The following is a 12,683-nucleotide window of genomic DNA, read 5'->3' as shown; positions in this document are numbered from 1 at the left end:
TTAAGCTGTTTAAATAAAAAAGCCAACGAGATGTCGTTGGCTTTTTAGGATTCTGGTAAGGCTTAACGGTTACGTTTAGGATCCAGTTGAGGATCTTTGATTTCTACATAAGCATTATTGCGCGTTTCACGTAACCAGCTATCTAATTCGGCATCAAATTGACGTTCACCAAGCAATTGGCGAGCCATACGTTCCTGATATTCCTGTGTCATATCTTGTTGGCGTGTTTCACTCACTTGCAGAATATGCCAGCCAAACTGGGATTGAAATGGTTTACTGAACTGACCTACTGGGGTGCTTTTCATCTGCTGTTCAAATTCAGGTACCATTACCCCTGGGCTAACCCAGCCAAGACTTCCGCCATCACGAGCCGAGCCAGTATCATTGGAGAACGTTGAAGCTAAAACAGTAAAATCTTCACCTTGTTTGAGGCGGTTATACAGACTATCAATCATTTGTTTGGCATTTTCAGGACTGACCACTTCAGACGGTTGAATCAGAATGTGTCGTGTTAAATATTGAGGAACAAGGGCTTTCTGTTCGCCACCTTTACGTTCCAAGAGCTTCAGAACATGTACACCATCAGCGACAGGAATCAGTTCAGAAGTTTGACCTGGTTGCAGGGTGGTCACGCGTGCAGCCAGTTCTGCTGGAATTTCTGACAGGTTTCTCACACCCATATCAGCAGCTTCGACTTTAACGCCGCCAGTGCTGTACTTTTTGCTGATCGCCTGAATGTCATTGCTGCTATTTAATTCTTGCTTTACCTTTGTTGCAATTTGTTCAGCATTTTCACCGCTTACCCGTAAATGCAGTACATGGACCTGACTGCCAAGCAAAGCTTGACCTTGCGGGGTATTTAGGAAGTTTTTAACATCTTGATCTGTAATTTGAATACGTGAAGTCACGATTTGTTGACGTAAACGATTCAGTGCTAAATCTTCAGCGATACGGTTACGTAAAGAAGCATAGGTATTGGGCGCCATGGCATCCAGTTTCTGCTGGAATGCTTCCAGACTCGGTGAACCAGAATCACGGGCAACTTTCAGGACGGCTTCATTTAAAGCTTTTTCATCTGGACGAATATTATAACGTTTAACTTGTTCAAGCTGTGCCTGACGAATAATCAGTTGCTCTAAAGCTTGTTGCTCAAGATATTGTTGTGGTGGAACTGCCTTTTTCTGTTTTTGCAGCTGATGTGAGATTTCGGCTACACCTTGAGCCAGGTCACTACGTAGAATGATACTATTGTCGACTACAGCTACAACTTCATCTTTAGGTTGGGCAACAGCAAAAGTCGTCATCGCTGAAGAAAGGCATAGCGCAAGTGCGGTTGCTTTAAAAATTTGTTTTAACTGTTTTGTCTTCATTAACGTTCTGTCCAAGTTTGATTGATATTGTTAAAACCTAGAATACGATTTTCTAGTAATGAGGTGAGTTTGCTGCTTAACCCACCTAAGCCTTTCAGGCTGACTTCGGCCATAATAGCGCGTTTGGCTTTGACGCTTGAATCATTAACGTCGTCTAAGTCATTGTAATATGAGCGACCGTAAACAGAAACTCCCCAACAGCATGACTCATAGTTCACGCCAAGTAAATATTCCCGTGCGACACTATTGTCGAGGTCAAACTGGGCATGTCCAACCAGACGCCAGTTGTTGGCAATCGGCTGGATAAATGAACCCACCACATGATCATAGCTCTTTTGACGGTTCGGAATATCTTTGCGATAGAAATAGCCTAGGTTATAAAGATTGCCTTGCTCACCGGTATAATAAACCTGCAAATCTCGTTGGGCATTCGATCCATTCGACATCCAGCTTGAGTTCAGATTAACGTGAACATTATTTGACAGCTGGCTGGTCAGTTGAATTACAGGGCCAGTATGACTTTCACGGTCGAATTCATCTGCATCATTTTCCAACGTTACACGGCGATCTTCAAAGAAAAAGCTCTGTCCAACGCTGGCACGCAGGCGCTCCAGACCTTCTTCATTAAATAGGCTATAGCTCAGACCTAAGGAGGCAAAGTTATTGTCTTCCAGGCGGTCATTACCATAAAAGCGACGCGCACTGAAAAGTTGATCATAATTAATCGAAGCGACGACTGAATCAAAGTTTGGCTGATTCTGCTGGTTCTCATAAGGTGAATACGCATAGAACAGACGAGGCGTTAAGGTCTGTAAATACGTACCTTCTTTTTCAAAAATTAAGCCGGTGTCCAGCGTGAATTGTGGCACCACAATTGAATTATTTTCACTAGACGCGCTACGGCTTTGGGTTTTTTCATCATAGAAAGTATTGATGTTGCGTACAGTCGCCTGAGGAATGAAGAATGACCACGGGGTAAAATGATTATAACGCACGGAAAAGTCATTATAGATCCGTGTACCACTCGGTTGATATACCTTCTCACCCGTTGGATCAGTATCAGCGAAATTTCTCAGATCCTTCTGGAAATATGCTGTGTCGTTATTAAACTCAAGCTGTAATCCCAATGGATTGCCAGTTTTGTAATTGACTAAAAGCTGCGGCAGACGTGCATAAGGACGATCTTCATCCAGTACGGTTGGATCTAGGGTTTGGAAGTCTTCGACTTTGAATTGTGCCTTTAAGCCAGGAATACCATTTTTATAATTGACTTCCCAGGCACGGCGTAAGTTCAGGTCAGTTTTAGAGTTCGGGTTATTATCCAGATCGGCAAAGTAATCTTTGTCTGAAGCGTAGTTATATTCAAGGTTGGTTGATAGTTGATTATTGATCTGCCAGTTATGTAAGAAATGCAGGCTTTTACGGTCTTCATCGCTATAGCTTTCATCGGAAGGTAAATAACCTCCCCAAATACGGCCTTCACCATAATTTTCAGTCAGATAGCGAAACTCACCGTCTAACATCGTACCACGATCGCCAATATAACGCGGCGTAATCGTCGCATCATATTGCGGCGCTAAATTCAGGTAAACCGGAACACCCAGTTCCAGACCACCATCATTGGTAAAGCCAAATGTCGGCGTCAGAATACCGGTAGTGCGGCGGTCATCAATCGGGAAGTTGAAATAGGGAACTGCCAAGACCGGAACATCTTTAACATATAGCTTGGTATTGCGGGTTTCACCACGTCCAGTTTCCTGGTTCAGCTTGATCTTTTCTGCCTGGATTTTCCAGGTTGGTTTTTGCTCAGGTGGACAGGTGGTATAGGTCGCATTTTCCAGTTCTACCGTCTCGGTCGAGGTTCTGGCGATCTTTTCTGCCCGACCATGCGCATGTTGCTGCTCGGCAATATAGAAGCTGTTATTTAGGTCGCCTTCTTGGGTCTTTAAATTATAATTAATATCATCACTTTGTGAGAGCAGGCCACCCTGAGCAAGTTGTACCCGACCTTCTGCTTTGGCATAGGTCTGGGTTTGATCAATCGTTACGCGTTCAGCACGAATCTGGCGACCTTGCTGGTCAATGATGACATTGCCTTCTAAATAAGAGTCACCTGCTGGATTGTAGTGTCCATAATCTGCAGTAATGGTAGATGTAGCCTGATCTGGCGCAACGGTTGCTGCATCTGGGGCAATCGGGGTCACCCAGGTGCCTTCACAATAAGCCGAACTTAAGTATTTTTCCTGCCGCTGCTGTGCTTCAGCTGAGGATTTGTCGACATAGTATTGCGAAAAGAATGCTTCACCTGGATAGGTCTCATTTATGCGCTGTTTGAGTTGTTCTGCATTTACATCGGACGAGACATTTGATGCAGCATAGCCGGAGGCTGAGCTGCCACATAAAAGGGTTAAGATCGCAGTCGCTAGAGGATTTATTTTAAAGTGATGCTTCATTTGTCTCATTAACCAATCATGCTTTTATCGCAATTAATTATTGTCGCATCATAGAGAAAAAGTTGATAAGTAGCTACACTTAGCACTTTAAAAACTCAGCCTGTATTAGAATTAATTGCAAATGAATACACAACGCGAACAATTGATACAATCTTGGATTGCCTCTGTACTCGGTTCAGATCAATTTGAAACTCATTTTTTAGCAGGTGATGCCAGCTTCCGTCGTTATGCACGAATCAAACTGAATAATAAAACATTTATGCTGATGGATGCACCACCAGAAAAAGAAGATTGTGTGCCTTTTGTGACGATAGATGAGTTTTTTGATGCACATGGCGTGCGTGTTCCGCATATCGTGGCAAAAGACTTGGAAAATGGCTTTTTACTGCTCGAAGACTTTGGTGATGTATTGCTGTCGAATCTGCTGAATGACGAGACTGTAGATGCCTATTATGAACAAAGTTTTAAACAGCTCATTCAGCTGCAATCGATTGCTGAAGAAGGGCATTTCCCAGCATATTCTTATGAAAAACTGATCTCAGAAATGGAATTGCTGACTGACTGGATGCTGCCAGCGTTAAAGGTTCAACTGACTGAATCAGAAAGCGCCTTGATCAAACGCACTTTTGCGATTTTGGCGAATGCCGCATTGGCACAGCCACAGGTGATCGTGCATCGGGATTTCCATAGTCGTAACTTGATGAAAATCGACAATGAAACCGAACTCGGTGTGATTGATTTTCAGGATGCTGTGATTGGTGCAGATACTTATGACTTGATCTCGATTACCCGCGATGCCTATGTGCAGTGGAATGCCGACCGTGTGTATCGCTGGTTCAAAAATTTCTATGAGTTATTGCCAACATCTGCTAAAGAAGGCCGTGACTTTGAACAGTTTAAAAAAGATGCCGACATGATGGCGATTCAGCGTCATATCAAGATCCTCGGTATTTTTGTGCGCCTATTTGAACGTGATGGCAAGTCGGGTTATCTCAAAGATTTACCACGTGTGATGTGGTATCTGCTCGAGGAATCAAAAGCTTATACTGAACTTCAGCCATTCATGCAGTTTATGCGTGACCGAGTCATGCCAGCCTTTGAAGCTAAATATGGGTCATATGAGGTGGCTGCCTAAATGAAAGCGATGATTTTGGCCGCAGGACTCGGTAATCGTATGCGGCCGCTAACGCTGCATACGCCAAAGCCTTTGCTGGAAGTTGGGGGCAAGCCCTTAATTGTCTGGCATATAGAGAAACTGGCTGCGATCGGTGTTACTGAAATTGTCATCAATACGGCTTGGCTCGGTGAAAAACTCGCAGAAGCTTTGGGCGATGGTTCACAATTTGGTGTACACATCCTTTGGTCACATGAGGGTGAAGGTCTGGAAACCGCTGGTGGAATCATTAATGCCTTGCCGCTACTCGGTGATGAACCTTTTATTCTGTTAAATGGTGATGTCTGGACCACGATGGATTTTGCCCCTTTACTGGATATTGATCTAAAGGATAATTTGGCGCATCTCGTACTTGTGCAGAACCCTGAACAACACCCAGAGGGTGATTTCACGCTTGCAGAAGGTAAAGCTTATACCTTTGATCAGCAAGTCGGAGGTGAGAACCTGACTTTTAGTGGTGTATCCGTACTTGATCCGAAGATGTTCCAAGTCTTAGAGACTGGCAAACGTCCTTTGGCTCCGTTGCTAAAAGCAGCAATGCAGAATCAGCAGGTTGCAGCTTCTAAACTGGCAGGCATTTGGGTTGACGTAGGAACCCCAGAGCGTTTAACGGCACTGGATACGGCGATCCGTGAAGGGAAGTTTGCTTAAGTGAATATTCGCTAAGCACTGCCTACTGTGCCAATATAGAGAAAACGGTATACTTCCACCTAACTTTTTCGAGCGTAGATTGTTTATGCACATGTTTTTTCAAGAACTAAAGCAGGGTAGCCAGGCTTTGGGTTTAGAGCTATCTGATGAAGCTTTAAATTTATTACTCAAGTATCAGGATGCTTTGGTGCTGTGGAACAAAGCATACAATTTGACTGCAATCCGTGATCCTAAAGAAATGCTGGTCAAGCATCTGCTCGATAGTCTGAGCATTCTGAAAGATCTTCCAGCGGGTCGATTACTGGATATCGGCACAGGTGGTGGTATGCCGGGCATGATCATTGCTTTATGTCAGCCTGAGCGTGAATGTGTATTACTGGATTCTAACGGTAAAAAAATTCGTTTCCTCAAGCAGTTTATTGCTGACCTGAAACTTAAAAATGTCATTGCCGTGCAAACGCGTGTAGAAAACGAAGACAGCATCAATGAGCTGGGTCAATTTGATGTGATTACCAGTCGTGCCTTTGCATCATTAACAGACTTTGTCGATGCTTCTAAGCCATATATGCACGAACAAACGATTATTGCCTCAATGAAAGGCTTAATTCCTGAAGATGAAGTTGCTACTTTAAAAAATGAATTTAGTTGTGAGATTATTGAACTTAAAGTTCCGCGCTTAGACGAACAGCGTCATTTACTTCTATTAAAACGTATTTAAGATTTTTAAAGGGATTGGGGGCAACATGGCACAAATTATTGCGATTGCAAACCAAAAAGGTGGTGTAGGTAAAACCACAACCGCAGTAAATTTGGCGGCATCTTTAGCTGTGTTAAAAAAACGTGTTTTGCTGGTCGATATGGATTCGCAAGGCAATGCGACCATGGGGTCTGGCATTCAGAAGAATGACCTACTTTATTCGGTCACTGATGTGTTGCTGGGTGAAGTGCCGATTGAAACGGCGATCTCTAAGGCGGAAGTCGGCTACAAGGTTCTTGGGGCAAACCGTGATCTGGCCGGGGTTGAGTTGGCGATTGCAGAACAGGAAGGGCGCGAGTTCATTTTGCGGGATGCATTGCAGGAAATTGAATCTTCATTTGACTATATCATTGTCGACTGTGCACCAAGTTTAAGCCTGATTACTGTCAATGCTTTGGCAGCCGTGGATGGTGTGCTGATTCCAATGCAATGTGAATATTATGCACTGGAAGGTCTGGCGGATTTAACCCAAACCATCGATCGGATTCAGCAAGCATTGAATCCGGACCTGCAAATTGTCGGTGTATTACGCACCATGTACGATGCACGTAATGCCTTAACCCGTGATGTCTCTGAAGAATTAGAACAATATTTCGGTAAAAAACTGTATGAAACCGTAATTCCACGAAATATTCGTCTGGCTGAAGCGCCAGCACACGGTTTGCCGGTGATTTATTTTGAAAAAAGCTCAAAGGGTGCGGTTGCTTACTTAAATCTGGCAGCTGAAGTATTAAAGAAAAGCAAAGTGAAAAAAGGAAGTAAAGCATGACCGTCAAGAAACGTGGACTCGCCAAAGGTCGTGGCTTGGATGCCTTGCTAGGCTCAATTCAAAAAGAAAAATTACAACTCGAAGCTCAAGGTCTTGACCATGGTCAGCTAAAACAGATCGATGTGAACTTGCTCAAGCGCGGTGAATATCAGCCGCGCCGTTATATTAACGAGCAGGATTTGCAGGAACTGGCGGCATCGATTGAAAAGCATGGCATCATGCAGCCCATCGTGATCCGTCCGGTTGACGATGAACGCTATCCATACGAGATTATTGCGGGTGAACGTCGATGGCGTGCTGCACAGCTGGCGGGTTTGACCGAGGTTCCTGCGATTGTACGTGATCTGAATGATCAGGTTGCGATTGCACTGGCCTTGATTGAAAACATCCAGCGTCAGGATCTGAATCCGATTGATCAGGCGATGGCTCTGCAACGTTTCCATGAAGAATTTGGCTTAAGCCATCAGGAGATTGCAGATACCGTGGGTAAAGCGCGTACGACAGTGAGTAACCTACTTCGCCTGCTTAGCCTGGCAGAAGAAGTGAAAGACTTTATGCAGCAGGGTTTGCTGGATATGGGGCATGCACGTGCGATCTTAACCTTAAAAGCTAAAGATCAGCTCAAAGTTGCAGATATCGTAATTGAAAAAAGTCTGTCTGTTCGTCAAACCGAGCAGTTAGTCCGTGATTTCAATACACCTAAACAAGAAAAAGTAAAAGAAGCTGTAGCACCGGATATTCAGCAATTGACTCAGCGCCTTTCAGAGCGTTTCAGTGCAGATGTTAAAATTGACTATAACAAGCAAGGTAAAGGGAAACTGGTTATTAGCTATCACTCTTTAGAAGAGCTGGATGGCATTCTTTCTATTTTAGAAGATGAATAATTTATATATTTTTTTTATTGGGGAATAAATTAGATGTGGGAATTGGTTAAAGCAGGTGGCTGGCTTATGCTGCCCCTGGTCTTGTGTTCTATCTTTATGCTGGCGATTTCGATCGAGCGTCTGATTCGCCTGAAAAAGAATGCAGTACTTCCGTTGACACTGTTGATGGGGCCTTCGCAAAATACAGCACAAGTCATGCAAAAAATGAATCAAAGTGCGGCCTTAAAGCAAAGCACTTTGGGCCGGGTATTTACTGCAGGCTATGCCAGCAAGCAGCAAGGTGAGCAGTATGCTCGCGCACAGATGGAAGTGGTGGCATCACAGGAAATTGGTTATCTGGAAAAAAACATTAATTTTCTGGGAACTTTGAGTGCAGTTGCGCCTTTACTCGGTTTATTGGGAACTGTACTTGGGATTATTGAATCTTTCCTGATGATCGATGTAGGTACCGGGAGTGATCCGGTATTGATGATGCCGGGTATTTCCAAGGCTTTAATTACCACGGCAGCCGGTATGTTGATTGCAATTCCTGCACTGTTTGCGCACCGTTATTTTCAGCGTCTGGTTCAGGAATATGTGGCTAAACTTGAACAGCAAGCGACTTTGTTTCATGCGGATCTTTTTTATCGCAATCATGCAGACATAGACCAAGACATGCAAAAAGCCAGCTAGGAGGCGGATGATGAAATTCAAACGCAACCAGGTGGAAGATGTACATATTAATCTGACACCGATGATTGATTGTCTGCTGTTTATTCTGGTCTTTTTGCTGTTATCGACGACTTTTAGCCAAATGAGCCGAATGAATCTGACCTTGCCTGATGCGCAGGGTGTACCGCCTAAAAGCTATGATCAAAAAGTCGAAGTGATTGTGGATGCCAATGGTCATTACGCAGTCAATGGTCAATCCTTGGCCAGTAAGGAAGTCGCGGATTTAAATACTGCAATTAAACAGATTTCTAATGAACGCCGTGATTTAATGTTTGTCATTGCAGCTGACGCAAAAGCCAGCCATCAGGACGTGATTCGTGTCATGGATGTGGCCGGGCAGCTCGGCTTTGTAAATATTAATATCAGTACCAAAGTACCCACCCGAGGTTATTAGTGAAGCACGATTTTAAGGTCTATCTTCGCCTTTTAAGTTATTTAAAACCGTTTTGGGGCATTGCATTGCTTGTCCTGCTGGGTTTTTCTATTAATGCCGCTACGGAAGTCTCTGTCGCTAAATTACTAGAATATATTATTGAGGCGATTCAAAATAAAGACCAGAGTTTCACATCACTTTTCCCGTTTTTAGTAGTCATACTCATGTTCTTCCGGGGCCTGGGTTTGTTCATGGGTGGATATTTTACTGCGGTAATTTCCCGGAATCTGGTATTCAACATCCGTCAGGAAGTTTTTGCAAAATTGCTGCGTTTACCGTCCCAGTATTATCTGGATAATACCAGCGGGCATATTACTGCCAAAATCATGTATAACGTTGAACAGCTAACCGCTGCTTCAACTGAAGCTTTAAGAACCTTGTTGCAACAAGGTTTGATCACTCTGGCATTATTAGGCTACCTGTTGTATACCAACTGGCGTCTGACCATGTGTATCCTGATTTTTGCACCCGTCATTGGCTTTATTATCAGTAAAGCTGCAAGACGGATGCGTAAATTATCGCAGCAAGTGCAAGACACCATGGGTGATGTAAACCATGTGGTGCAGGAAACGGTGAATGCCAACCTGATCGTCAAGGGTTTTGGAGGGCAAAGTTATGAGCAGGAACGCTTTAAACAGAACTCGCTGGAAAACTTGCGTCGTGGCTTGAAAATGGTCGCTGTACAACAGTTGAATAGTCCTGTGGTTCAGCTGATCATGTCGATTTCACTGAGTATTGTGATGTTTATTGCCTTGCGTCCGCAAATTCTGGGTGATACCTCTGCGGGTGAATTTGTCGCTTATATTACTGCGGCGGGTATGCTGGCAAGACCGATCAAAGCCTTGACGGATATCAATGAAAAAATTCAACGTGGTATGGCTGCGGCTCATTCGGTATTTGAATTGCTGGATATGCCTGAAGAAAAAAATACCGGGACTTTAACGGATAGCCTGAAAGGCGATATCGAGTTTAAAGATGTTAACTTGATTTATGATGATGGCCATCATGCTATTCATGACTTTAATTTGCAGGTCAAGGCCGGTGAAACAGTAGCGCTGGTAGGACGTTCTGGTGCAGGAAAAAGTTCTCTGGTGAATCTGCTGGTGCGTTATCAGGATGCAACTTCTGGGCAGATCTTGCTGGATCAGAAACCGATTGAAGATTTTGAAATTACCGCCTTGCGAACCCAGATTGCTATGGTGAACCAGCAAGTCGTACTGTTTAATCGTACCGTGCGGGAAAATATTGCTTATGGTCAGCTCGAAGGTGCTTCCGATGAAGATATTATCGCGGCAGCAAAGGCAGCCTATGCGCATGATTTTATTATAGCACTACCGCAAGGTTATAATACTCAGCTGGGTGCTCAGGGTTTAAACCTGTCTGGTGGCCAGCGTCAGCGCATCGCCATCGCGCGAGCAATTTTGAAAAATGCCTCTATTCTGATTCTGGATGAAGCGACCAGTGCACTGGATAACGAGTCGGAATACTTTATTCAGCGTGCCTTTGATAAAGCCATGCAGGACCGTACCACCATCGTAATTGCACATCGTCTATCGACGATTGAAAACGCGGATCGTATTGTTGTCATGGATCAGGGCCGTATTGTTGAGCAGGGCAGTCATGCCGAACTGATTGCGCTACATGGTGCTTATTATCAGTTGCATCAGCGTAACTTTGAGGAACAGTAACTTATGGCACTGGCACAAATCATTCAGGATGCTTGGAATGCACAGGCAAAGTGGCTGGTGGTGCTGCGTCCTTTGTCATGGTTGTATCGCCTGGGTTTTGTCAGCAATCACTGGCTTTATCAAAAAGGCATTAAAAAAAGTTATAGTGCACCAATTCCCGTTATGGTAATTGGTAACATCACAGTCGGTGGTAGCGGTAAAACACCTTTGTTGATTCATCTGGTGGATTATTTAACCGAGAAAAATGTTCGGGTAGGCGTGATCAGTCGAGGCTATGGCGGCCAAGGTCCATTTCCTGCCTATGTCGACTTTAATACCTTGCCGGAGATTGTCGGAGATGAGCCTGCCTTGATTGTACAGGCAACAGGCGTGCCGATGGCAGTTGGTCCCAACCGGCAGAAAAGTATCGAGTTATTGCTGCACAAACATGAACTGGATCTGATTATCTGTGATGATGGCCTGCAGCATTGGGCCTTGAATCGCCAGATTGAGTGGATTGTGCTGGATAATAATCGCGGTCTGGGTAATCAGAAACTGCTTCCAGAAGGTTATCTACGTGAACCAGTGACCCGTTTGAAAACGGGAACCGTAATTGAGCATTCGGCTAACCCAAGCTCTGAACTGCATATGCATCTGGCTGCATCACAGCCTTATTTGCTTAATCAGGACAACAATAAAATCTTTGATCCTCAAGCGGCTTTTTATGCGGTAGTCGGCATTGGCTTTCCACAGCGGTTTTATCAGACCTTGCAAAATTTAGGCATAGAACAATTTCAGTGTCATGAGTTTCCAGACCATCATGACTATGACATTGAAGATTTACAGTTCGATGATAACAATCCGATTATTACCACTGAAAAAGACGCAATAAAAATTATGGCGCTACTTAAACAATATCCAGATTTTAAACAGGATATCTGGGTGGTGCCAGTCGATGCAGTCCTATCGCCAGCCTGCTATACAGTCTTGCAGCAACAGTTACAACAATACGGTATTCAAATTTCTTAAGGCTCATTCATTATGAAACACATTGTTATTCCTGCACGTTTCGCCAGTTCACGTTTACCGGGTAAACCTTTGCTGGAAATTCATGGTCGTCCCATGATTCTGCGGGTAGTGGACCAAGCCAAAAAAGTGCAAGGTTTTGACGATCTGTGTGTGGCAACTGATGATGAGCGTATTGCAGCCGTTTGCCGTGCTGAAGGCATTGATGTGGTGATTACCTCAGCGGATCATCCTTCAGGCACAGACCGCTTGAGTGAAGTGGCTCGAACTAAAGGCTGGGCCAGTGATGACATCATTGTCAATGTACAGGGGGATGAACCTTTACTGCCGGCGCAACTGGTAAAACAGGTTGCTCAACTCTTGGAAGATCAGCCTGAATCTTCCATGTCGACGCTATGTGAGCCGATCCATCAACTGGATGAATTCAAACGCGACAGCATTGTAAAAGTCGTAATGTCAAAACAGCAGCAGGCACTGTATTTTAGCCGTGCTACCATTCCTTATGACCGTGATGGCGCGAAACTCGCTGAACCGAAGCTGCATGATCAGGCCTATCGTCATTTAGGTCTATATGCCTATCGGGTAAAACTGTTGCAAGAATATGTGACCTGGGAAATGGGTGTGCTGGAGAAACTGGAATCTCTAGAACAGTTACGGGTACTGGAAAATGGACACCGTATTGCCATTGCGGTGGCTGAAGCCAATTTGCCGCCAGGGGTAGATACTCAGGAAGATCTGGATCGCCTGAATCAGATGGATCTTTCCCATTTTGCCTAAGAAGAGTCAAA

At 44.3% G+C, this 12,683-nt stretch carries 12 protein-coding genes; 10 read left to right on the top strand and 2 right to left on the bottom strand.

Annotation, left to right across the window (positions count from 1 at the left end):
* Positions 1-62 precede the first annotated feature (62 nt).
* A complete protein-coding gene (locus FTV08_RS06720; protein ID WP_044109557.1) occupies positions 63-1,370 on the bottom strand; it encodes a peptidylprolyl isomerase in 1,308 nt (435 codons plus the stop codon).
* On the bottom strand, positions 1,370-3,823 hold the full coding sequence (locus tag FTV08_RS06715; protein WP_004645480.1) for an LPS-assembly protein LptD: 2,454 nt from the start codon (positions 3,821-3,823) through the stop codon (positions 1,370-1,372). The genes FTV08_RS06720 and FTV08_RS06715 overlap by 1 nt, the downstream gene beginning before the upstream one ends.
* 121 nt (positions 3,824-3,944) lie before the next feature.
* On the opposite strand from FTV08_RS06715, the gene FTV08_RS06710 reads away from it, so the two are divergent.
* The 10 genes from FTV08_RS06710 to kdsB all read left to right on the top strand — a co-directional run bounded on the left by FTV08_RS06710 (position 3,945) and on the right by kdsB (position 12,672).
* Positions 3,945-4,958, top strand: coding sequence for an aminoglycoside phosphotransferase family protein (locus tag FTV08_RS06710; protein ID WP_180086918.1), 1,014 nt, complete (start codon positions 3,945-3,947; stop codon positions 4,956-4,958).
* Positions 4,959-5,648: an N-acetylmuramate alpha-1-phosphate uridylyltransferase MurU gene (gene murU, locus FTV08_RS06705; protein WP_180086917.1), complete on the top strand. Its 690-nt coding sequence runs from the start codon at positions 4,959-4,961 to the stop codon at positions 5,646-5,648.
* Between the two features lie 85 nt (positions 5,649-5,733).
* A complete protein-coding gene (rsmG, locus tag FTV08_RS06700) occupies positions 5,734-6,366 on the top strand; it encodes a 16S rRNA (guanine(527)-N(7))-methyltransferase RsmG (RefSeq protein ID WP_004645477.1) in 633 nt (210 codons plus the stop codon).
* 25 nt (positions 6,367-6,391) lie between these two features.
* Positions 6,392-7,174, top strand: a complete 783-nt coding sequence (locus tag FTV08_RS06695; RefSeq protein WP_004278889.1) for a ParA family protein — start codon at positions 6,392-6,394, stop codon at positions 7,172-7,174.
* Positions 7,171-8,058: a ParB/RepB/Spo0J family partition protein gene (locus FTV08_RS06690; RefSeq protein ID WP_004731487.1), complete on the top strand. Its 888-nt coding sequence runs from the start codon at positions 7,171-7,173 to the stop codon at positions 8,056-8,058. The genes FTV08_RS06695 and FTV08_RS06690 overlap by 4 nt, the downstream gene beginning before the upstream one ends.
* Positions 8,059-8,091: 33 nt before the next feature.
* Complete coding sequence (locus FTV08_RS06685) at positions 8,092-8,730, top strand: MotA/TolQ/ExbB proton channel family protein (protein WP_005252250.1); 639 nt, start codon at positions 8,092-8,094, stop codon at positions 8,728-8,730.
* 10 nt (positions 8,731-8,740) lie between these two features.
* Positions 8,741-9,163 (top strand): biopolymer transporter ExbD, encoded by a 423-nt coding sequence (locus FTV08_RS06680; protein ID WP_004278885.1) that lies wholly within the window; start codon positions 8,741-8,743, stop codon positions 9,161-9,163.
* Complete coding sequence (gene msbA, locus FTV08_RS06675; RefSeq protein ID WP_005252248.1) at positions 9,163-10,890, top strand: lipid A export permease/ATP-binding protein MsbA; 1,728 nt, start codon at positions 9,163-9,165, stop codon at positions 10,888-10,890. The genes FTV08_RS06680 and msbA overlap by 1 nt, the downstream gene beginning before the upstream one ends.
* Before the next feature lie 3 nt (positions 10,891-10,893).
* Positions 10,894-11,898, top strand: coding sequence for a tetraacyldisaccharide 4'-kinase (gene lpxK / locus FTV08_RS06670; protein WP_004645471.1), 1,005 nt, complete (start codon positions 10,894-10,896; stop codon positions 11,896-11,898).
* Positions 11,899-11,910: 12 nt separating this feature from the next.
* Positions 11,911-12,672 (top strand): 3-deoxy-manno-octulosonate cytidylyltransferase, encoded by a 762-nt coding sequence (kdsB, locus tag FTV08_RS06665; protein WP_005106564.1) that lies wholly within the window; start codon positions 11,911-11,913, stop codon positions 12,670-12,672.
* Positions 12,673-12,683: the final 11 nt, after the last annotated feature.

Origin of the sequence: Acinetobacter sp. YH12226 (genome assembly GCF_013417805.1) — a bacterium.
Classification (GTDB): Bacteria; Pseudomonadota; Gammaproteobacteria; order Pseudomonadales; family Moraxellaceae; genus Acinetobacter.
Note: the sequence above shows the minus strand (reverse complement) of the source record. Positions and strands in the feature narration are given on the sequence as shown.